The sequence below is a fragment of the Aminobacter carboxidus genome (assembly GCF_014863355.1).
Classification (GTDB): Bacteria; Pseudomonadota; Alphaproteobacteria; order Rhizobiales; family Rhizobiaceae; genus Aminobacter; species Aminobacter carboxidus.
In genome coordinates this window covers 1,123,138-1,143,207 of record NZ_JACZEP010000001.1, presented here as the reverse complement: position 1 = coordinate 1,143,207, position 20,070 = coordinate 1,123,138, and the positions used below count along the sequence as shown (strand labels likewise).

18 protein-coding genes and 1 tRNA gene are annotated in these 20,070 nt (G+C 63.4%); 16 read left to right on the top strand and 3 right to left on the bottom strand.

Annotated elements, in window-relative coordinates:
- The first annotated feature begins 83 nt into the window (after positions 1-83).
- From IHE39_RS05355 to IHE39_RS05310, 10 genes are all read left to right on the top strand, one after another.
- Positions 84-1,925 (top strand): sensor histidine kinase, encoded by a 1,842-nt coding sequence (locus IHE39_RS05355; protein ID WP_281399346.1) that lies wholly within the window; start codon positions 84-86, stop codon positions 1,923-1,925.
- Positions 1,922-3,277, top strand: coding sequence for a sigma-54-dependent transcriptional regulator (locus tag IHE39_RS05350; RefSeq protein ID WP_192565740.1), 1,356 nt, complete (start codon positions 1,922-1,924; stop codon positions 3,275-3,277). The genes IHE39_RS05355 and IHE39_RS05350 overlap by 4 nt, the downstream gene beginning before the upstream one ends.
- 212 nt (positions 3,278-3,489) lie before the next feature.
- Complete coding sequence (locus tag IHE39_RS05345; RefSeq protein WP_192565739.1) at positions 3,490-4,467, top strand: tripartite tricarboxylate transporter substrate-binding protein; 978 nt, start codon at positions 3,490-3,492, stop codon at positions 4,465-4,467.
- Positions 4,468-4,712: 245 nt separating this feature from the next.
- Positions 4,713-5,174 carry a tripartite tricarboxylate transporter TctB family protein gene (locus IHE39_RS05340; RefSeq protein ID WP_184769026.1) on the top strand — a complete coding sequence of 154 codons (462 nt, stop codon included), beginning with the start codon at positions 4,713-4,715 and terminating at the stop codon, positions 5,172-5,174.
- 10 nt (positions 5,175-5,184) lie between these two features.
- A complete protein-coding gene (locus IHE39_RS05335) occupies positions 5,185-6,696 on the top strand; it encodes a tripartite tricarboxylate transporter permease (protein ID WP_184769025.1) in 1,512 nt (503 codons plus the stop codon).
- A 104-nt stretch (positions 6,697-6,800) separates the two neighbouring features.
- Positions 6,801-7,652: an alpha/beta fold hydrolase gene (locus IHE39_RS05330; RefSeq protein ID WP_192565738.1), complete on the top strand. Its 852-nt coding sequence runs from the start codon at positions 6,801-6,803 to the stop codon at positions 7,650-7,652.
- Between the two features lie 158 nt (positions 7,653-7,810).
- On the top strand, positions 7,811-8,014 hold the full coding sequence (locus IHE39_RS05325; protein ID WP_192565737.1) for a hypothetical protein: 204 nt from the start codon (positions 7,811-7,813) through the stop codon (positions 8,012-8,014).
- A gap of 58 nt (positions 8,015-8,072) precedes the next feature.
- Positions 8,073-8,157, top strand: a tRNA-Leu gene (locus tag IHE39_RS05320).
- A gap of 635 nt (positions 8,158-8,792) precedes the next feature.
- Entirely contained in the window at positions 8,793-9,032 is a 240-nt protein-coding gene (locus IHE39_RS05315; protein WP_184769022.1) for a DUF2188 domain-containing protein, read from the top strand.
- 107 nt (positions 9,033-9,139) lie between these two features.
- Positions 9,140-9,493: an SH3 domain-containing protein gene (locus IHE39_RS05310; RefSeq protein ID WP_192565736.1), complete on the top strand. Its 354-nt coding sequence runs from the start codon at positions 9,140-9,142 to the stop codon at positions 9,491-9,493.
- A gap of 54 nt (positions 9,494-9,547) precedes the next feature.
- Here the strand turns inward: IHE39_RS05310 and IHE39_RS05305 are convergent, their stop codons facing one another.
- Positions 9,548-10,537, bottom strand: a complete 990-nt coding sequence (locus tag IHE39_RS05305) for an alpha/beta fold hydrolase (protein ID WP_281399345.1) — start codon at positions 10,535-10,537, stop codon at positions 9,548-9,550.
- 121 nt (positions 10,538-10,658) lie between these two features.
- Positions 10,659-11,288, bottom strand: coding sequence for an NAD(P)H:quinone oxidoreductase type IV (gene wrbA / locus IHE39_RS05300; protein WP_192565735.1), 630 nt, complete (start codon positions 11,286-11,288; stop codon positions 10,659-10,661).
- Between the two features lie 180 nt (positions 11,289-11,468).
- Here wrbA and IHE39_RS05295 point away from each other — a divergent pair, with 180 nt between their 5' ends.
- The 5 genes from IHE39_RS05295 to IHE39_RS05275 all read left to right on the top strand — a co-directional run bounded on the left by IHE39_RS05295 (position 11,469) and on the right by IHE39_RS05275 (position 18,874).
- Positions 11,469-12,209: a competence/damage-inducible protein A gene (locus IHE39_RS05295; RefSeq protein ID WP_192565734.1), complete on the top strand. Its 741-nt coding sequence runs from the start codon at positions 11,469-11,471 to the stop codon at positions 12,207-12,209.
- A 140-nt stretch (positions 12,210-12,349) separates the two neighbouring features.
- A complete protein-coding gene (locus tag IHE39_RS05290; RefSeq protein ID WP_192565733.1) occupies positions 12,350-13,189 on the top strand; it encodes a universal stress protein in 840 nt (279 codons plus the stop codon).
- 128 nt (positions 13,190-13,317) lie between these two features.
- Complete coding sequence (gene gpt, locus IHE39_RS05285) at positions 13,318-13,815, top strand: xanthine phosphoribosyltransferase (protein WP_055970685.1); 498 nt, start codon at positions 13,318-13,320, stop codon at positions 13,813-13,815.
- Positions 13,816-13,960: 145 nt separating this feature from the next.
- A complete protein-coding gene (locus tag IHE39_RS05280) occupies positions 13,961-14,452 on the top strand; it encodes an NUDIX hydrolase (RefSeq protein ID WP_192565732.1) in 492 nt (163 codons plus the stop codon).
- A gap of 639 nt (positions 14,453-15,091) precedes the next feature.
- Positions 15,092-18,874, top strand: a complete 3,783-nt coding sequence (locus IHE39_RS05275) for a vitamin B12-dependent ribonucleotide reductase (RefSeq protein WP_192565731.1) — start codon at positions 15,092-15,094, stop codon at positions 18,872-18,874.
- 405 nt (positions 18,875-19,279) lie between these two features.
- On the opposite strand, the gene IHE39_RS05270 is transcribed toward IHE39_RS05275, so the two are convergent.
- Positions 19,280-19,549, bottom strand: coding sequence for a helix-turn-helix domain-containing protein (locus IHE39_RS05270; RefSeq protein WP_192565730.1), 270 nt, complete (start codon positions 19,547-19,549; stop codon positions 19,280-19,282).
- Positions 19,550-19,721: 172 nt separating this feature from the next.
- On the opposite strand from IHE39_RS05270, the gene IHE39_RS05265 reads away from it, so the two are divergent.
- Positions 19,722-20,063 (top strand): DUF6634 family protein, encoded by a 342-nt coding sequence (locus tag IHE39_RS05265; protein WP_192565729.1) that lies wholly within the window; start codon positions 19,722-19,724, stop codon positions 20,061-20,063.
- Positions 20,064-20,070: the final 7 nt, after the last annotated feature.

The window sequence follows — 20,070 nt, the reverse complement described above, 5'->3', positions numbered from 1 at the left end:
AGCCACGCCGGAAAACAGCGCCTTGGTTGTGCGGCATGGCCGCCCCGCTATACTTGGCGGCAAGAACGGGTTCGGGCCGCGTGATGCAGCATCTTCTTTTTGGTCGCCGCTGGGTGTGGCCGGGGCTTGCCCTGGCGGCGCTGGCGCTTGCGATCGTGGTGTTGGGTGGACGGCTCGCCACGCGCGCCTACATGGACGAGGCCGAAGCGCGCGGCCAGACCACGCTCAGGCTCGCGGTCTCCGCACTCACCGGCCAGATCAGCCGCTACAAGTCGCTGCCGCAGCTGATCGCCGACAATGACGACATCCAGCTGTTGCTCGCCTCGCCCGACGACCAGGCGCTGCGCGATGTCGCCAACCGCTATCTGAAATCGATCAACGGCCTGCTCGAATCGTCCGACATCTACCTGATCAAACCGGGCGGCAACACGATCTCGGCCAGCAACTACGATCTGCCCACCACCTTCGTCGGCGAGAACTATTCGTATCGCCCCTACTATCAGGACGCCATCCGTGGTGGCATCGGCCGCTTCTTCGCGCTCGGCGTGATGTCCGGCATGCGCGGCTATTATTTCTCGGCCCCGGTCAAGCTCGGCGACCAGATCGCCGGCGTCGTCGTGCTCAAGGTCCATATCGAGGAGATCGAGGCCTCCTGGCGCGGCGGCGACTTCGAGCTGACCGTCACCGATCCCGAAGGCATCATCTTCATGAGCAGCCGCCCCGGCTGGCTCTATGCCGGCATGCAGCCGCTGACCGCCGACATGCTGGCCCGCACCACCGCCTCGCGGCGCTATTCCGACGCCATACTGCGCAACCTGCCGGTGTCGCGCTTCATGGCCGACGGCCGCGAATTGCTTGCCATCACCGAGCGCGGCAACACCCGCGAGTTCCTCGAGGTCGCCGAGACGATGCCCGAAGCTGGTTGGACGGTGCATGTCCTGGCCGACACGGGTTCCGCCCGCGCCCAGTCCCTGACGGCGGTCGTGCTTGCCCTGCTGGCGCTGGGCCTCGCTGCGCTTGGCAGCGCGATCATCCTGCAGCGCCGCGCCCGCCTGGCCGAGCGCATGCAGATGCAGCAGTCGGCGCAACAGGAGCTCGAACGCCGCGTCGAGGAGCGCACCGCCGACCTGGCGCTGGTCAACAGCCGGTTGGAAACCGAGGTTGCCGAACGCCGCACCGCCGAGCAACAGCTGCGCCAGACCCAGGCCGACCTCATCCAGGCGGGCAAGCTGGCAGCCCTTGGCCAGATGTCGGCGGCACTGTCGCACGAGTTCAACCAGCCCCTGGCGGCGGTGAAAACCTATGCCGACAATGCCGCGATCCTGATCGATCGCGAGCGCGTCGCCGAGGCGCGCGACAACGTCTCGCGCATCTCCAGCCTCGCCGACCGCATGGCCTCGATCAGCAGGCATCTCAGGAACTTCGCCCGCAAACCAAACGAGAAGCTCGGACCGGTCGATCTGGCCGAGGTGGTGCACGATACCCAGGAAATCGTCGCCTGGCGCCTCAAGGCGGCTGACGCAGAGCTGCTCGTCGAGCTCGGGCCAACTCCGTTGACGGTCAAGGCAGGCTCGGTGCGCTTGCAGCAGGTGCTGGTCAACATCGTCACCAACGCCGCCGACGCCGTGGAAGGCCTGCCCCACCGCCGCATCGAGTTGGTGGCACGGCGCAAGGCCGGCAAGGTCACCATCACGGTGCGCGACCACGGTCCCGGCGTGCCTAAGGCGATTGCCGAACGCATCTTCGACCCGTTCTTCTCGACCAAGGGCGTGGGCAAGGGCCTTGGCCTTGGTCTTTCGATTTCGTACAACATCATCAAGGACTTCGGTGGGAGTCTTGGCGTCTTGAATCATCCTGAAGGCGGGGCCTTGTTCACAATCGAGCTCGATACGATGCGCTCCGCCATGCGCGAGGCCGCGGAATGAAGCCGCCCGTCGTGCTTCTGGTCGACGACGAGGACGAGCTGCGCCGCTCCACCGCGCAGTCGCTAGATCTCGCCGGCCTTGCCGTGCAGGACAGCCCCAGCGGCGAGCGCGCCCTGGACTTCATCACCCAGGGCTTCAACGGCGTCGTCGTCTCCGACATCCGCATGCCGGGCATGGACGGCATGACGCTGATGGGCCGCATCCACGAGGTCGATGCCGACATCCCCGTCATCCTCGTTACAGGCCATGGCGACGTCCAGCTTGCCGTGCGCGCCATGCGCGAGGGCGCCTACGATTTCATCGAAAAGCCGTTCACATCCCAGCACATCGCCGAAATGGCGGCACGCGCCATCGATCGGCGCAAGCTGGTGCTTGAGAACCGCGAACTGCGCGCCGCAGCCGGCAAGAACGACGACCTCGAGGCCCGTCTACCCGGCCGCAGCAACATCATGGTCGAGCTGCGCTACAAGCTGCGCGCCATTGCTGCCACCGACGCCGACGCGCTGATCATCGGTGACACCGGCACCGGCAAGGAAGTGGCGGCACGTGCCCTGCACGACATCTCCAGCCGCGCCACAAAACCCTTCGTCGCCATCAACTGCGCCGCCCTGCCCGAAACGCTGATCGAAAGCGAACTGTTCGGCCACGAGGCCGGCGCCTTTCCCGGCGCGCTCAGGCCGCGCTACGGCAAGTTCGAGCATGCCCGCGGCGGCACCGTGCTGCTCGACGAGATCGGTTCGATGCCGGCGGACCTGCAGGCAAAGCTTTTGCGCGTCATCCAGGACCGCATCATCTTTCGCCTCGGCTCCAATGAGCCAATTCCGCTCGACGTGCGCTTCATCGCCACCAGCAAGGCCGATCTCGACGCCGAGGCGGCCGCCGGGCGTTTCCGCGCCGACCTGCTCTACCGCCTCAACGTCGTGACGCTGCGCATGCCAGCGCTCACGGCGCGACGCGAGGACGTGCCGCTGCTTTTCCTGCAGCTGGTGCGCGAGGCAACTGGCCGCTATCGCCGCGAGGCGATGGAGGTGCCGCCGCGCGTCGTCGCCGACATTGCCCGGCTTGACTGGCCCGGCAATGTCCGCGAGCTGCGCAATGCCGCCGACCGCTTCGTGCTCGGCCTCGACATGCAATCCACCGACGACGGCTCTCCCGACGGCGACGAACGCCTCGCCGAGCGGGTCGCCGGCTTCGAGAAGAATGTCATCCAGGCGGCCCTTGTCGCCCATGGCGGCAGCCTCAAGCCGGTCTACGAGCAGCTCGGAATCTCGCGCAAGACGCTCTACGAGAAGATGCAGCGCTACGGTCTCGACAAGAATCAGGCCGGCATGGCAGACGCCCCCGAGCGCTAGACGCCACTGATTGTGTGGAATTCCACACACTGGAAAAGGCTGATGTCACCTTTTCCACCCATCGACCAGCTCGCCAGGGCATTTTAGCCGACGACCATGGCCATGCGACGTTGCGGAACGGTCCCTGCTGCTGCCCTATCGGTTATCCAACGCCGGCCCCGGAGGAGCTGTGGTCATGGCGGAGGTCGAGTTCCGATATCTGGGAGGATTCCGTGAAGAAACTTATCGCGTCGCTGGCGACGGCTGCCGCCGTTGCCATTTTCCCGCTTGCCGCTGGCGCTGCCGGCTATCCTGAGCGCACCATCACTGTCGTCGTGCCGTTCGCGGCCGGTGGCCCGACCGACACAGTCACCCGCCTCGTTGCTGAATCGATGTCCAAGGACCTCGGCCAGCAGGTCATCGTCGAGAACGTCGGCGGTGCCGGTGGCACGCTCGGCGCCGGCCGTGTCGCTGCCGCCGATCCGGATGGCTACACGCTGCTTCTCCACCACATTGGCATGGCCACCAGCGCCACGCTGTACCGCAAGCTCGCCTATGACACGCTGAATGCCTTCGAATATGTCGGCCTGGTCACCGAAGTGCCGATGACCATCGTTGCCAAGAAGGATCTGGAGCCGACCGACCTCAAGGGCCTCGTCGAATACGCCAAGGCCAACAAGGACACGGTCACCGTCGCCAATGCCGGCATCGGTGCTGCTTCGCATCTGTGCGGCATGCTGTTCATGAGCGCCATCGGCACGCCGCTGGTCACCGTCCCCTACAAAGGCACCGGTCCAGCTATGACCGACCTGCTCGGCGGCCAGGTCGACATCATGTGCGACCAGACCACCAACACCACCAAGCAGATCCAGGCCGGCACGATCAAGGCCTATGCCGTCACCTCGCCTGCCCGCCTCGACGTCCTGAAGGACGTTCCGACCACCAAAGAAGGCGGTCTCGATGGCATGGAAGTCGGCATCTGGCACGGCGTCTATGCGCCCAAGGGCACGCCTGCAGAAGTGACCGAGCGTCTTTCGAAGTCGCTCCAAGTCGCGCTCAAGGACCCCAACGTCGTTGCCCGCTTCGCCGAGCTCGGTACCATCCCGTCGTCGGAAGCTGACGCCACCCCGGCTGCGCTCAAGGCCAAGCTCGAAGGCGAAATCGCGCGCTGGAAGCCGATCATCGAAGCCGCCGGCCAGTTCGCCGACTAAGCCCAGCGGCAATGGAAACCGGCCGCGCAGCGCGTGGCCGGTCCGACAGCCACGCCTTCTCCTCTCAAACGGGGAGAAGGCAGCTTGCCGAAAGCTCCTGCCTCCGAAACTTCTTGCCTATTGCCGGCGCTGCGCGATCATGCGGCGTTCGATGCTGGCTTGCTCCGCCACATCAGGAGAAGTCCGAAGCAGGCGGATGACGGCAGCACTTCACCTCGACATCAGGCGCTAGCAGAGGGCCTCGCATGAAAAACCTCGCCATCGATCCGACCAACGGAGCCTGTGGAGCGATCTTCGTCGCCACCGGCGCCTTTTTCGCCATCCAGTCGCTCGGCCTCGACCTCGGCACCACGTTCCGCATGGGGCCGGGATACTTCCCGCTCGTGCTGGCCCTGGTGCTGATCCTGCTCGGCGCCATCGTCATCGTCCAGGCCACCAAGGTAGCGGGCGAACCGCTCGGCCCGATCGCCTGGCGCGGCATGGCCTTCATCCTGCCGGCTCCGGTCTTTTTCGGCCTTACCGTGCGCGGGCTCGGCTTCGTGCCGTCGATCTTCCTGACCTGCCTGATCGCCGCCTTCGCCTCCACCCGGATGAAGCCGCTCGCCGCCGTCATCCTCTCTGCCGGGGTCACGCTGTTTTCGGTTATCGTGTTCAGCTACGCGCTGGGCCTGCCGTTCCAGCGCTTCGGCCCCTGGCTGCCATTCTGAGGGGGATGAGATGGAACTCTTCGACAATCTCGCGCTCGGCTTTTCGACCGCAACGACACTCGCCAATCTCGGCTTCTGCCTGATCGGCGTCTTGCTCGGCACCCTCATCGGCGTGCTGCCCGGTATCGGCGCCACCGCCACCATCGCCATGCTGTTGCCGATCACCTTCCAGATCGGCGATCCCGTCTCCTCGCTGATCATGCTCGCCGGCATCTATTACGGCGCGCAATATGGCGGCTCGACCACGGCGATCCTGATCAACATGCCGGGCGAATCCTCGTCCGCCGTCACCGCCATCGACGGCTACCAGATGGCGCGCAAGGGCCGCGCTGGTGCCGCACTTGCCATCGCCGCCATCGGCTCGTTCTTCGCAGGCACGGTTTCGACCTTCCTGGTCGCCATCTTCGCGCCGCCACTGACGGCGATCGCGCTGCAATTCGGTGCCGCCGAATACTTCTCGCTGATGGTCGTCGGCCTGGTCTCGTCCATTGCGCTTGCCCACGGTTCGATCATCAAGGCACTCGCCATGGTCGTGCTCGGCCTGCTGCTCGGCCTCGTCGGCACCGACATCTACACCGGTACGCCGCGCTTCACGCTCGGCATCCGCGAATATGCCGACGGGCTCAACTTCGTCGCAGTCGCCGTCGGCGTCTTCGGCATCGCCGAGATCCTGCGCAACCTTGAAAGCGAAAAGACCCGCGAAGTGCTGATGGCCAAGGTTTCAGGCCTGATGCCGACACGCCAGGATTTCCGAGAGATGGCAGCACCCATCCTGCGCGGCACGGCGATCGGTTCGGCGCTCGGCATCCTGCCCGGCGGCGGTGCGATCCTGGCAGCGTTTGCCTCATATACGGTGGAAAAGCGCGTCTCCAAGCACCCTGAAGAGTTCGGCAAGGGTGCAGTCGCAGGCGTCGCCGGCCCGGAGTCGGCCAACAATGCCGGCGCCCAGACCTCGTTCATCCCGATGCTGACGCTCGGCATCCCGGCCAACCCTGTCATGGCGCTGATGATCGGCGCGATGATCATCCAGGGCATAGTGCCCGGGCCCAACGTCGCCACCGAGCAGCCGGCGCTATTCTGGGGCATCATCGCCTCGATGTGGATCGGCAACCTGATGCTGATTATCCTCAACCTGCCGCTTATCGGCCTGTGGGTGAAGCTGCTGACAGTGCCCTACTACGTGCTGTTCCCGATCATCATGGCGTTCTGTGCCATCGGCGTTTACAGCGTCAACTCCAACGTCTTCGACCTCTATGCCGTCGCCTTCTTCGGTTTCATCGGCTACGTGCTGGTCAAGCTGCGTTGCGAGCCGGCACCGCTATTGCTCGGCTTCGTGCTCGGGCCGCTGCTCGAGGAAAACTTGCGCCGCGCCATGATCCTGTCGCGCGGCGACGCGACCACCTTCGTCACCCGCCCGATCAGCGCCATCCTTCTGGCACTAGCCGCGGGCGTGCTGATCGTCGTCCTGCTGCCTGCGGTGCGCAAGAAGCGCGACGAGGTCTTCGTCGAGGAAGAAGGCTGAAGAAGCCCAGCAACTCGCAGCAAAACCAACGGGCGGATTTTCCGCCCGTTGACTTTTCCGGCGCATTGGCAGTCACTTGCCGCACGAAACGGGCGGAGGCGGGCATGCGTTCTTTCTGGACTGCTGTTGTTATTGCTTTTGTTTCATTGTTCTCCATAGCCGTGGCGAGTGCCGAAGAACGCTGGCTGACGTTGCCGGAGCCGGTGCCCATGCCGGCATCAACCGAGACCGGCTACGCAAAGGTCAACGGCATCGACATGTATTATGCCGTCTATGGTGCCGGCGACCCGGTGCTGCTGATCCATGGCGGTCTCGGCCATGCCGAAATCTGGTCGAGCCAGGTAGTAGAGCTGTCCAAGACCCACAAGGTGATTGTCGCCGACAGCCGCGGCCATGGCCGCTCGAGCCGAACCACCGATCCCTTCGGCTATGAATTGATGGCATCCGACTATCTGGCGCTGCTCGATCACCTCAAGATCGACAAGACCGCGATCGTCGGCTGGAGCGACGGCGGCATCATTGGCCTCGACATCGCCATGAAGCACCCGGAGCGCCTGACAAGGCTTTATGCGCAGGCCGCCAACGTCACCACCGATGGTGTCGATCCCGGCGTCGAAACCAACAAGACCTTTGGTGCCTACATCGAACGCTCCGGCCGGGACTACGCCAAAATGTCCAAGACACCGGCAGAGTACGAAGCCTTCGTCGCTCAGATCAGCGAGATGTGGAAGACGCAACCGAACTGGACCAAGGATCAGCTGGCCAAGATCACGGTGCCGACGGCGATCGTGCTCGGCGACCATGACGAGGCGGTGACGCGCAAGCACACTGACTACATGGCCTCCATCATCCCCGGGGCCGAACTGATCATCCTGCCCAACACCAGCCATTTCGCCATGCTGCAGGCGCCCGACGAATACAACAAGTCGGTACTGGAGTTCATCGAGCGGAAGTAGCGTCGTTGGGGCGGACACCGGCCCGCAACAATGTCCGCAATCACGGCCGGCCAGTCGCCGGACGGCATGTTTGGCTGCCAATGGCCCTTTGGGCAGACAAATCGTGTATGGAGAGCCAAAGCCGCTGACTCGGCACGATGAAACGACGGACATCAAGCATGGCAATCAAGTTCACTGAAAAGGCTACAACAGTCGCGGCGAAACCGGCCAAGGCAACGCCCCAGGCGGCCGTTCCGCAGGATGCGGCGACTGCCATAACCAAGGATGCCGCCAAAAAGCTGGCCAAGAAAGCGCCGCGCAAGGCACCGAAATCGAATGCCGAAACGCAGTCCCCTTTGCTCGATTTCAACGAAACGAAGTAGCCGCAAGCTGTTGCCGGGACTTGCAATATCGCCCGGCTGCTTTACCAGTTCGGCTCGAGCGGACGTGGCGAAACTGGTAGACGCAAGGGACTTAAAATCCCTCAGCCTCGGCTATGCGGGTTCGAGCCCCGCCGTCCGCACCAGCAACGAACCTTCCCAACCCCGCGCCAGCGAATCGGGCCCCGCTCGCAAGCATATCCGGCTGCCTTTGAGCGTGACAAAATTGCCACGCTCGCGCTCTTTCGTCACTGTACAACCACGCCGGAAAATTGCGGATTGTTTCAGAGTGAAATACAACTTCACCGCGTGGGGAGTGAGTGGGGAGCTGAGTACATGCACTACAATTGGGAACGTGCGCCATATTTCTGGGAAAAACACCGTAGCGCCTGCCTCGGACTTGCTGCAGCGGTTTGCGGTGCCTGGGTGGTCTTTTCCATCGTCCCTCTCTGAACCAGACCAGCTAGCGCCGCCACGCGGCATGCAACCATTTGCCCCCGAGGACGTTTGAGCGGGCATGGTCGCATTCGAATCCTTTGCGCGCCTCGCAACCGCTGTGGCTCCGCAGTCGCTCCACGGCCGCCGTCGCCTGACAACCGCACCGGCGATGCCTTCAGGTGACTGCCGCCGGGTCGCAGGCTACACGCCGCTCTCGTGCATCAGACATGCCAGCACGGGCGTCAGTCCATCCTTGCCGCGGCGCGCGGCGCATTCCATGCGGCTGAACGGCACCCGGAGGTGCTAACCAACGCATTTGCTTCCAGCGCCAGCGAGGAAACCCATGGCCAAGCTCGTCTATGAAGTCGTCCAGCACGATGGTGGCTGGGCCTACAAGGTCGGCGGAACGTTCTCCGAGACATTTCCCAACCACGAAGACGCCCTGCGCGCCGCCGAAACCGCGGCAGCCGAACAGCGCGTCGCCGGCTCGACCGACGGCATCCAGTATGAAGACGCTGAAGGCCGCTGGCACGACGAACTCGCCAAGGGCGACGACAGGCCCGATACCGAGGTTTCCGACTAGCCTTCCCCCAGGTGAGAAAATGGGCCGCGCGCGTGAACTTCTTGCCGTGCCGGCGACACTTATCGGCAACCCGGCCATGCGCCGGATACCTCAGCGGAGGCCGGACGATGTCGCTCAAATCAGTGCTTGCGGGTAATTCAGCTTTTTCAGCCAAAGCCGCGCTTTCGGCGGCGGCAATCGCTGCCGTTACGGCAACGTTGACGATCGGCATCGCGACACCGGTGCAGGCGCAATATTGCGAAGGCACCGTGCACGGGCTGTCGAGCACCTACAATCTCGCCCGTGGCACGGGCTTCCTCGCCATGCGGGCGCGCCCAAGCGCTTCGTCACCCATGGTGCACCAGCTGTTCAACGGCGACACCGTCGAGATTACCGATCGGCGCGGCAGCTGGTACTTCGTCGGCGGCGACGGTTTCGAAGGCTGGGCCCATCGCAACTGGATGAGCAATTCCTGCCGTTAAGGCAGTTCCGGGAAAAATGCGCAGCGGCTCCGTCCGGAATTGCCTAAGATCACTCTATCCGACGAGCTTGTCAGCCGGCGTCCCAAAAGCCCTGGCGGCGATGCGCCTGACCAAGCCCGCCACCCGCTTCGCCTCGACGAATTGCGGCATGTGGCCCAGGCCATCGACCAGGTCGAGCTCAAGATCCTTGATCCGGCCGGCCAGGGGTGCGCCGTGCAGGCGGAAGTCAAGCACGCGGTCAGCCGTGCCGAACATCACGCCGACCGGCAGATCCAGCTCGCCATAACGCGCCTGGATCGCGCCAAGATCGCGCTCGATCGCCACCATGTCGGCCGAGGTTGCGTAGAAGTGGCTTGGCCTGAGCCCGGCAAAACCGCCGCCGGCGGTGCCGTAGTCCTGGGGTGCTGCCTGCGGCGAAAACAGGAAGGCCAATGTTTGCGGCGCATATTTCAGGCTTGTCGGCACAGCCAGCGTTTCAGCCATCAGGCGGCGCTTCAGCGACGACTTGATGTAGAGCGAGCGGAACTCGGGCCGCAGCTCGTCTTCCAGATGAGTCAGCGGCGACAGCAGCACCAGCCCCGAAACCGTCTCGGGGTGGTTTTCCGCCAGTGCCAGTGCCACGGCACCGCCGAGCGAATGGCCAACGACAAGCGGCTTCTCCAGCCCAAGTTCGGTAATGAAGCGTGCGACCAGATCGGCCTGCTCGACAAGGCCGCCGGAAAAGCTGACCGGCCGCGCGGAATAGCCCGAGCCCGGCCGATCGAGCGCGACGCACCTGAAATCAGCGAGTTCGGGAAACAGCGGGTGGCGGAAATGGTGCAGTTGCGCGCCAAGTCCGTGGATGAACAGGATCGGGCGGCCCTCGCCCTGGTCGACATAGTGGATTCGGTGGGCACCTAGTGTCATGAACCTGCCGCTCGCCGGCACCGCGCGTTCGGCCTGCGCCGAAATCCTGCGCGTTGCCAGCACGAAGTAGCCGCCGACCAGCGCCATGGCCAGAAAGGCGATGCTGGCCACCCATCCGAGAATCGTCGCAGTCGCCATCGAACCTCCTGCAGGCAATGTCCGCAGCTTAGCTGCGCCTGTTGGCGGCGCAAACCCGGGGTATGCAAAACGGGCGGCCTTGCGGCCGCCCGTTCACAAAAATTGTAGCAATCAGAAGCTGTTATGCGACTTCCTTGACAGCATTCGTGCCCTTGCCATGCAGGCGAATGGCGATCTCGGCCACGCGCTTGCCCTGGAAATGGGCGCCTTCGAGCTCCTGCGCCGACGGCTGACGCGAACCGTCGCCGTCCGAGGTCGTGGTCATGCCGTAAGGCGCGCCGCCGCGGACCACGTCGTTGCCCATCTGGCCCTGGTAGGCATAAGACAGCGGCACGATCACCATGCCGTGGTGCTGCAGGTGGATCTGGGCGTTGATCAGTGCGAGTTCGGCGCCACCATGCTGGGTCGCGGTCGAGACCATCACCGAACCGACCTTGTCGAGCAAGGCGCCCTTGGCCCAAAGCGGGCCGGTCTGGTCGAGGAAGTTCTTCATCTGCGAGGCCATGGTGCCATAGCGCGTGGCGGTGCCGATGATGATGCCGTCATAGTCGGCCAGTTCGAGCGGATCGGCGATCGGCGCTTCCTGGTCGAGCTTGTAGTAGGCAGCCTTGGCGACGGCCTCGGGGACCAGCTCGGGAACGCGCTTGATGGTCACGTCGGCGCCACCAGCGCGTGCGCCTTCGGCAGCGGCCTTGGCCATCTGCTCCATATGGCCCCAGCTCGAATAATACAGAACAAGAATCTTAGCCATTTCATCTCTCCAAACGGGAAATCTCGTTGCGCCGTCTTGGGTCGGCGGCTGGGATAGATGTAGTGGATTGGCCGTTCAATGAAAGCGTCCCAATACGTGACGCATCGTTCACCAAACGGCGACCATTGCCCGCTTGTCCGTGCGCCTGTATCTGACTGAGCCGACAACGGAGCTTCTGATATGGCCGACATCGTCACCGCAGCAATGGTCGTCATCGGCGACGAGATCCTGTCCGGCCGCACCAAGGACAAGAACATCGGTCACCTCGCCGACATGATGACCGCCTCGGGCATCGACCTCAGGGAGGTGCGTATTGTCGCGGACGACGAGGACGAGATCGTCGCCGCGGTCAATGCGGTGCGCGCCCGCTACGACTACGTCTTCACCACCGGCGGCATCGGCCCGACCCATGACGACATCACCGCCGACTCGATCTCCAAGGCCTTCGGCGTGCCTTGCGAATACGAGCCGCGCGCCTATGCCATGCTGGAAGCCAACTACGCCTCGCGCGGCCTGGAATTCTCCGCGGCACGCAAGCGCATGGCGCGCACGCCGCGCGGCGCCGACCTGATCGAGAACCCCGTCTCGGTGGCGCCCGGCTTCCGCATCGGCAACGTCCACGTCATGGCCGGCGTGCCGTCGATCTTCCAGGCGATGCTCGACAATGTCATGCCGACGCTCAGGACCGGAGCCAAGCTGTTATCGACAACCGTGCAGTGCCCTTATGGCGAAGGCACTATCGGCGGGCCGCTCGGCGATATCCAGAAGGCGCACCCCGACACCATCATCGGCTCCTACCCGAAGTACCTCGACGGCACGTTCTGGACCGAGCTCGTGGTCCGCTCACGCTCGCAGGAAGCCATGGACTCCGCGCGCATCGCCATCGAGGCGATGCTCGCCGACATCGCCAAGGCCGCCTGAGCGGCCGCGAACACTTGATCCCGAACACTTGAGCCCAAAGGCTGATCCCAAACACTTGATTCAAGTCACATTGGAACAAGTACGGGCATGTCAGTGTTTCTTTGGCAGGGCAGAATTCAGCTCACGTGAAGGAGGGAGCCATGCCGTTCAAGACAATCGTTGCCATTATCCAGAGCGAACGCGACGTCGCCCGGGTTCTCGACGTAGCGATCCCGTTTGCCGACCGGCACGAAAGCCACCTCATCGGCGTCCACGCCGAGGCACTCGCGATGCCCTACACGACCGCTGTCGGCTTCCCCGACACCGAATTCATCCAGGCCAATGCCGATCTGTGCAAGGAGCGCGCCGAGAAGGTGCAGAAGGCGTTCCTGGCGCGCATCGAGTCATCGGGCCTGTCGTTCGAATGGCGCAGCTTCGAGAGCTTTTCCGGCGACAGCGCGCTGTCGGGCGTGGAAAGCGCGCGTTGCGCCGACATCGTCATTGTTGCCCAGTCCTCGCCCGAGGCTCGGGATTCGGTTGCCGCCGATATCGACTCGCTGATCTACGAGGCCGGCCGGCCGGTACTGGTGGTGCCGCATTCGGCGCCGCTGATCTCGACCTTTCGCCGCATCCTGATTGCCTGGAACGGCAGCCGCGAGGCCACGCGCGCCGCCTTCGACGCCCTACCCTTCATCGTCGAGGCCGACACCACCGAAATCCTGGTCATCGACCCCGTCGAAACCGCTGACCAGACCATGGACGCGGCAGGCGCCGAAATCGCCTCGGCCTTCGCCCGCCACGGCGCCAAGGTGTCGGTCAGCGTCGAGGCCTCGCGCGGGCACACCGTCGACGCCGTCATCCATAACAAGATGGTCGAAACCGGCTCCGACCTTCTGGTGATGGGCGCTTACAGCCATTCGTGGATCCGCGAGTTCCTGTTTGGCGGCGTCACCCGCAACGTCCTGCAGGCCGGCGACACCGCGATCCTGCTGTCACGGTAAGATTACCGCCTGATTTACTGACCGCTCCTGGCGCCCCGCCCTTGCCAAGGACGGGGCTTTCCGGCTAATTCCGCCTGCATTCCCCTATTTCCGCGCCAGGTGGCGCGCCGAGCCGGAGTGCGCGTCACATGTCCCTTCCCGAAAAAGCCTTTCCCGTATCCTGGGATCAGTTCCACCGCGATGCGCGCGCGCTCGCCTGGCGCCTCGCCGGCGTCAATCCGCAGTGGAAGGCGATCGTCTGCATCACCCGCGGCGGCCTCGTCCCGGCGGCGATCATCTCGCGCGAACTCGGCATCCGGCTGATCGAGACGATCTGTATCGCCTCGTATCACGACTACACCTCGCAGGGTCAGTTGCAGGTGCTGAAGGAGATCACGCCATCGCTGCTCGAAGGCGAAGGCGAAAACGTGCTGATCGTCGACGACCTGACCGACACCGGCAAGACCGCCGCGATCGTTCGCGCAATGATGCCCAAGGCGCATTTTGCCACCGTCTATGCCAAGCCCAAGGGTCGGCCGCTCGTCGACACCTTCGTCACCGAGGTATCGCAGGACACCTGGATCTATTTCCCCTGGGATCTCGGCTTCACCTACCAGAAGCCGATCGCTGAAGACCACATGGGCTGACCGTCCGCCCCACAGTTTCTGCCATTCCCAACGCCCGGCCTTCATGTCGGGCGTTTTGTTATCAATCTATTTACTTTTGTTACGGAGGATTAACCCTACAATTCGTGATGCGGCGCATGATTCTACAGGTCAGGTAGGGCTGCCGATGCTGATGAAGCCAGTCTATCACAACCATCTGGTCGAGCGGATACGCCGACTGTTCGGCGCTCCAGCCTGCAGGCTCCAGGTTGCCGCCCTGCCCTGGCACCGCACCGCCACCGGCATCGAAATCATGCTCATCACCAGCCGCGACACCGGACGCTGGGTCCTGCCCAAGGGCTGGCCGGAAACCGCCGAGCGGCTGTGCGAGACCGCGGCGCGCGAGGCGAGCGAAGAAGCCGGCCTCAGCGGCTCGGTCGATACCCATGAAGCCGGCCGCTATTTCTACCTCAAGGAGCTTTCGAGCGGCGAACAGGTCGCCTGCGAGGTGCTGGTCTATCCGCTCGAAGTACGCAAGGTCGCCGAAAAGTGGAAAGAGCGGCGCCAGCGCACGCGCAAGTGGGTCTCTCCCAGCGAAGCTGCACGCATGGTCAACGAACCCGACCTTTGCCGGCTGATCTCGTCTTTTGGTGCCGCGCACGCAAAATTCGCCGCCTGAGCAATACCAACCCTCACCACAAGGCGGCTCGCGGCAGGCATTTTTAGCCTTCGCCGTTGTTGCGCCGGCTTCGTCCGCGCAGCAAGTTCTCCCCGTTATCCACATTAGTGACACACAAGATGTTGGGGTCACAAAATCTACAAGAACGACTCCTTGACGTTGGCTGCCGAGTCGCCTTTTATGACTCAAGCGCGCTTGTAGAGTGTGCGGCCGGATTGTTAAGAGCCCGGTCTTTTTCCCAGATTTTGTGCGTAGCTGCTCGCATTTACCCCCCGCCCTGCGGGGCGCCGAAGCGTGCGGTTTCTGGATGTCCAAGGGGTTGGATGGTAAAAATGTGGGACTGGCGGAAATCTTCTGTTAACACTATATTTAGTGTTTGCAGCCAACCTGACCGCTAGATAGTGTGAGTAGCCCTCCATGAGGGAATCGCAGAAAAAGTTTCAGTTTCAAGGACCCGCAACGGTCCGCAGGTTGATGGGAACAGGCTCCGGAAGGAGTTTTCCAGGTCAGGCCGCGGGATAGGCGGGATAGGGCAACCGGCTGTTCAGGCCGCCGGTTCAGACGGGCTTGCGTCTTTCGCATCAGCAACGGGAAATTTCCCGCGAAAGACGCTATATATAGACAAAAGGAAATCGACCGATGCGCATCGAGCGGCGTTTCACCAAGGATGGACAATCGGCCTACGCGGAGATCGAGTTCCGCAAGGCCCTTTCCGAGATCAAGAATCCGGACGGCTCGGTGGTCTTCCGGCTCGACAACATTGATGTGCCGGCGCAGTTCTCCCAGGTCGCCGCCGACATCCTGGCGCAGAAGTATTTCCGCAAGGCCGGCGTGCCCGCCCGGCTGAAGAAGGTCGAGGAAAACGACGTCCCCTCGTTCCTGTGGCGCTCGGTGCCCGACGAGGCCGAACTCGCCAAGCTGCCCGAAAACGAACGCTACGGCTCAGAAATCGACGCCCGTCAGGTCTTCGACCGTCTCGCCGGCACCTGGACCTACTGGGGCTGGAAGGGCGGCTACTTCAAATCAGAGGACGACGCCCGTGCGTTCAAGGACGAATTGTCCTACATGCTCGCCACCCAGCGCGTCGCACCCAACTCGCCGCAATGGTTCAACACCGGCCTGCACTGGGCCTATGGCATCGACGGTCCCGGCCAGGGCCATTTCTACGTCGACCCCTTCACCGGCAAGCTGACCAAGTCGAAGTCGTCCTACGAACACCCGCAGCCGCATGCCTGCTTCATCCAGTCGGTCGCCGACGACCTCGTCAACGAGGGCGGCATCATGGACCTGTGGGTACGTGAAGCGCGCCTGTTCAAGTATGGTTCGGGCACCGGCTCGAACTTCTCGCATCTGCGCGGCGAAGGCGAAAAGCTTTCGGGCGGCGGCCGTTCATCGGGCTTGATGAGCTTCCTCAAGATCGGCGACCGCGCAGCAGGCGCCATCAAGTCGGGCGGCACCACCCGCCGTGCCGCCAAGATGGTCGTCGTCGACGCCGACCACCCCGACATCGAGGCCTATATCGACTGGAAGGTGAAGGAAGAGCAGAAGGTCGCCGCTCTCGTCACCGGCTCCAAGATCGTCAAGCAGCACCTCGCCAAGATCATGGCCGCCTGCGTCAACTGCGAAGGCCAGGACGACGATTGCTTCGATCCGGCGATCAACACCGCGCTCAAGCGCGAGATCAAGGCCGCCAAGAAGAACGCGGTGCCGGAGAACTACATCTACCGCGTCATCCAGTTCGCCAAGCAGGGCTACACCTCGATCGATTTCAAGACCTACGACACCGACTGGGATTCGGAGGCCTATCTCACCGTTTCGGGCCAGAACTCCAACAATTCGGTTTCGCTCAAGGATGATTTCCTGCGCGCCGTCGAACAGGACAGCGATTGGCAGCTGACCGCCCGCAAGGACGGCAAGGTCATGAAGACGCTCAAGGCCCGCGACCTGTGGGAAAAGATCGGCTACGCCGCCTGGGCGTCGGCTGATCCCGGCCTGCACTTCAACACCACGATGAACGATTGGCACACCTGCGCCTCGGCGGGCGCCATCCGTGCGTCGAACCCGTGTTCGGAATACATGTTCCTCGACGACACGGCCTGCAACCTGGCGTCGATCAACCTTTTGCCCTATCGCAACACCGACGGGACAATCGACATCGCGGCCTACGAGCACACCGTGCGCCTTTGGACCGTCGTGCTCGAAATCTCGGTCATGATGGCGCAGTTCCCGTCCAAGGAAATCGCCAAGCTGTCCTACGAGTACCGCACGCTTGGCCTCGGCTACGCCAACATTGGCGGCCTGCTGATGACCTCAGGCATTCCTTATGACTCCGACGAAGGCCGTGCCATTGGCGGCGCGCTGACGGCGATCATGACCGGCGTCGCCTATGCCACCTCGGCCGAGATGGCCTCCGAGCTCGGCGCCTTCCCGGACTATGACCGCAACGCCGCAAACATGCTGCGCGTCATGCGCAATCACCGCCGCGCCGCCTATGGCGACAAGGACGGCTACGAAAAGCTGTCGGTCCATCCCGTGCCGCTGGTCGCTTCCGACCTCAAGCAGCAGGACCTGGTCAGCCACGCCCGTGCTGCCTGGGACCGCGCCATCGAACTCGGCGAGGAGCATGGCTACCGCAACGCCCAGGCAACCGTGATCGCGCCGACCGGCACGATCGGCCTGGTCATGGATTGCGACACCACTGGCATCGAGCCCGACTTCGCGCTGGTCAAGTTCAAGAAGCTCGCCGGCGGCGGCTACTTCAAGATCATCAACCGCGCCGTTCCGGAGGCGCTGCGCACGCTCGGCTACACCGAGGCCCAGATCGCCGAGATCGAGGCCTATGCCGTCGGCCATGGCAACCTCAACCAGGCGCCCGGCATCAACCCCGGCGCGCTGAAGGCCAAGGGCTTCACCGACGAGAAGATCGAGGCGTTGAATGCCGCGCTCAAGAGCGCCTTCGACATCAAGTTCGTGTTCAACCAGTGGACGCTTGGCGCCGACTGGGTGAAGGAGACCTTCGGCTTCACCGACGCGCAGCTCAACGATTTCTCGTTCGAGATCCTGCCGGCGATCGGCTTCTCCAGGAAGGACATCGAAGCCGCCAACATCCATGTCTGCGGTGCGATGACGCTCGAGGGCGCGCCCTTCCTCAAGGACGAGCACCTGCCCGTCTTCGACTGCGCCAATCCGTGCGGCAAGATCGGCAAGCGCTATCTTTCGGTCGAAAGCCATATCCGCATGATGGCGGCGGCCCAGCCCTTCATCTCGGGCGCCATCTCCAAGACCATCAACATGCCCAACGAGGCGACGGTCGAGGACTGCAAGAGCGCCTACATGCTCTCGTGGAAGCTGGCGCTCAAGGCCAACGCGCTCTATCGCGACGGCTCCAAGCTGTCGCAGCCACTCAATGCCTCGCTCATCGCAGATGAGGACGAGGATGAAGATGAGGCCGTCGAGGCGCTGCTCGCGGCCCCTGCCGCAGCCAAGGCGGTACAGGTCACCGAAAAGATCGTCGAGCGCGTCATCGAGCGCCTCTACCGCGAACGCGAAAAGCTGCCGAACCGCCGCAAGGGCTACACCCAGAAGGCCGTCGTCGGCGGCCACAAGGTCTACCTGCGCACCGGCGAGTTCGACGACGGTCGCCTCGGCGAGATCTTCATCGACATGCACAAGGAAGGCGCTGCTTTCCGCGCGATGATGAACAATTTCGCCATCTCGATCTCGCTCGGCCTGCAGTATGGCGTGCCGCTCGACGAATATGTCGAGGCCTTCACCTTCACCAAGTTCGAGCCGGCCGGCATGGTCATCGGCAACGATGCCATCAAGAACGCCACTTCGATCCTCGACTATGTCTTCCGCGAGCTCGCCGTCAGCTATCTCAACCGCCACGACCTCGCCCATGTCGACCAGTCGGACTTCGACAAGACGGCCCTCGGCAAGGGCATCACCGAAGGCAAGGCCCTGCCCTTCTCCAAGGGCCTGACCCGCGGCGCCTCCCCGCTCAAGGTCGTCTCCGGCGTCGCCGGCAACGATCCCAAGGGCTCGGCTGCCACTCCAAGCCCGGCGCGCGCCACGCCCGTGACCGCCTTCTCCGGCTCCAACGTGCTGTCGCTGGCACCAAAAGCCGCGATCTCGGTCGAGGAATCCACCGCCTACAAGCGTGACTACGAGGAGCGTGCCAAGGAACTGGTCGAAGAAATCACCATCGAGGAGACTTCCGAGACGGTGACGACCTCGCTGTTCACCGACGCTGCCGCCCAGGAAGCGACCGAGGCCAAGAAAGTCGCCGCCGACCGCCGCGCCAAGTCGATGCTGCAAGGCTACACCGGCAATTCCTGCTCGGAGTGCCAGAACTTCACCATGGTCCGCAACGGCACCTGCGAGAAGTGCGACACCTGCGGAAGTACATCGGGCTGCTCATAGTATGCCGACCGCATAGTTGGCATACTTTCTTTTTTCGGCTGGTAAGAAAGCAGTCGGGGGCGGCGCGCCCTCAATAGCGCCGTAGCCGCCCCCGACTGCGGCTGCCTGGCAGTACACTGGTGTAGAAGGCGAAAACGCGGGTGCTAGGCTCCCTTGCCCCGCCGCAGGCGGCTTTGAGAGCCGCACGAAAGGCCATAATTTTCTCCAACACGATACCTCGCAGATTATCAGGCACCGCCAAAGCCTCTGCCTGCGAGGTGTGAGGCTGTCGAAGCCCCCGGGAAGCCTCTCCCAGGCTAGATGGCATTGACGATCATTTCGAAGCGTGCGGCCGCTCTGTAACCGAACAGTTCCTGCCGGAGGCGTAGACGCGGCTCGGGGAACCCAACCCGCGGTTTTCGCCGATCAACGGGCCTGCAATTGAAACCCGACCTTCTTGACCACCCCTTTGCGAACTCGCATCGCCGGCCCGCTCGATTTCGTCTCCGCCAGAAATTCGATGCCCCACGCTTCGAGCGCGACCTGCACGCGCATGCTGGTCTCGAGTCCGACGGGTTCACCGGCCTCGATCCGGACGATCGAGCGGGTGCTCACCCCTGCCTTTTCGGCGAGGTCTTTCGCGCTGATATCCAGAAGAGATCGGGCGGCGCGGAGGAAGTCATAGGATGCCTGCATGCCGGATTTCTAACCCGTTGAACTTGAGAACACCAGCATCGTAGAGCGACGTCCGGACGCCGACGGTGGCGTGTGGACGCCGACCCGTCGACGCCGTATGTCTGCCTGGCTGATTCCTTCGAATCACAGGATCCGACTGCATCGGATCCTTGGCCGACAGACGGAGATCCCGATGCTGCTCTTCAACCCAGGTGACGATCAAGGTCCCGAATTCGTGAGAGGGATGGAGCGAATGCTGTCGCTCGCTGCCGATATGGAGCGCATTCAGCGTGGCGTGCGGCCGGAAGCCATGGCCGGAAACGAGGTTCCGATCCTGGACCGCTGGGTGCTGACGAAACGACCAGCCCCCTGCCTGGCCGGACTGTCGACGGGACATCCGAAGCTCGTCGGAGAGAACCGGGCCATCGGCACCTCGGATCTTTGGATAATCTCCGTCGACTTCGAATGGGCGCGAACGCTTTCGCGTTGGTATCGGCTTGGTCGGCCAGCCAGCCAGTTCGGCCGGGATGCATAGGTTCTTA

Excerpts from the sequence above, each read along its gene's own strand:
- IHE39_RS05355 (WP_281399346.1), top strand. The coding sequence starts at position 84 with ATGCAGCATCTTCTTTTTGGTCGCCGCTGGGTGTGGCCGGGGCTTGCC.
- IHE39_RS05350 (WP_192565740.1), top strand. The coding sequence starts at position 1,922 with ATGAAGCCGCCCGTCGTGCTTCTGGTCGACGACGAGGACGAGCTGCGC.
- IHE39_RS05340 (WP_184769026.1), top strand. The coding sequence starts at position 4,713 with ATGAAAAACCTCGCCATCGATCCGACCAACGGAGCCTGTGGAGCGATC.
- IHE39_RS05335 (WP_184769025.1), top strand. The coding sequence starts at position 5,185 with ATGGAACTCTTCGACAATCTCGCGCTCGGCTTTTCGACCGCAACGACA.
- IHE39_RS05330 (WP_192565738.1), top strand. The coding sequence starts at position 6,801 with ATGCGTTCTTTCTGGACTGCTGTTGTTATTGCTTTTGTTTCATTGTTC.
- IHE39_RS05325 (WP_192565737.1), top strand. The coding sequence starts at position 7,811 with ATGGCAATCAAGTTCACTGAAAAGGCTACAACAGTCGCGGCGAAACCG.
- IHE39_RS05315 (WP_184769022.1), top strand. The coding sequence starts at position 8,793 with ATGGCCAAGCTCGTCTATGAAGTCGTCCAGCACGATGGTGGCTGGGCC.
- IHE39_RS05310 (WP_192565736.1), top strand. The coding sequence starts at position 9,140 with ATGTCGCTCAAATCAGTGCTTGCGGGTAATTCAGCTTTTTCAGCCAAA.
- IHE39_RS05305 (WP_281399345.1), bottom strand. The coding sequence starts at position 10,537 with ATGGCGACTGCGACGATTCTCGGATGGGTGGCCAGCATCGCCTTTCTG.
- wrbA (WP_192565735.1), bottom strand. The coding sequence starts at position 11,288 with ATGGCTAAGATTCTTGTTCTGTATTATTCGAGCTGGGGCCATATGGAG.
- IHE39_RS05295 (WP_192565734.1), top strand. The coding sequence starts at position 11,469 with ATGGCCGACATCGTCACCGCAGCAATGGTCGTCATCGGCGACGAGATC.
- IHE39_RS05290 (WP_192565733.1), top strand. The coding sequence starts at position 12,350 with ATGCCGTTCAAGACAATCGTTGCCATTATCCAGAGCGAACGCGACGTC.
- gpt (WP_055970685.1), top strand. The coding sequence starts at position 13,318 with ATGTCCCTTCCCGAAAAAGCCTTTCCCGTATCCTGGGATCAGTTCCAC.
- IHE39_RS05280 (WP_192565732.1), top strand. The coding sequence starts at position 13,961 with ATGCTGATGAAGCCAGTCTATCACAACCATCTGGTCGAGCGGATACGC.
- IHE39_RS05275 (WP_192565731.1), top strand. The coding sequence starts at position 15,092 with ATGCGCATCGAGCGGCGTTTCACCAAGGATGGACAATCGGCCTACGCG.
- IHE39_RS05270 (WP_192565730.1), bottom strand. The coding sequence starts at position 19,549 with ATGCAGGCATCCTATGACTTCCTCCGCGCCGCCCGATCTCTTCTGGAT.
- IHE39_RS05265 (WP_192565729.1), top strand. The coding sequence starts at position 19,722 with ATGCTGCTCTTCAACCCAGGTGACGATCAAGGTCCCGAATTCGTGAGA.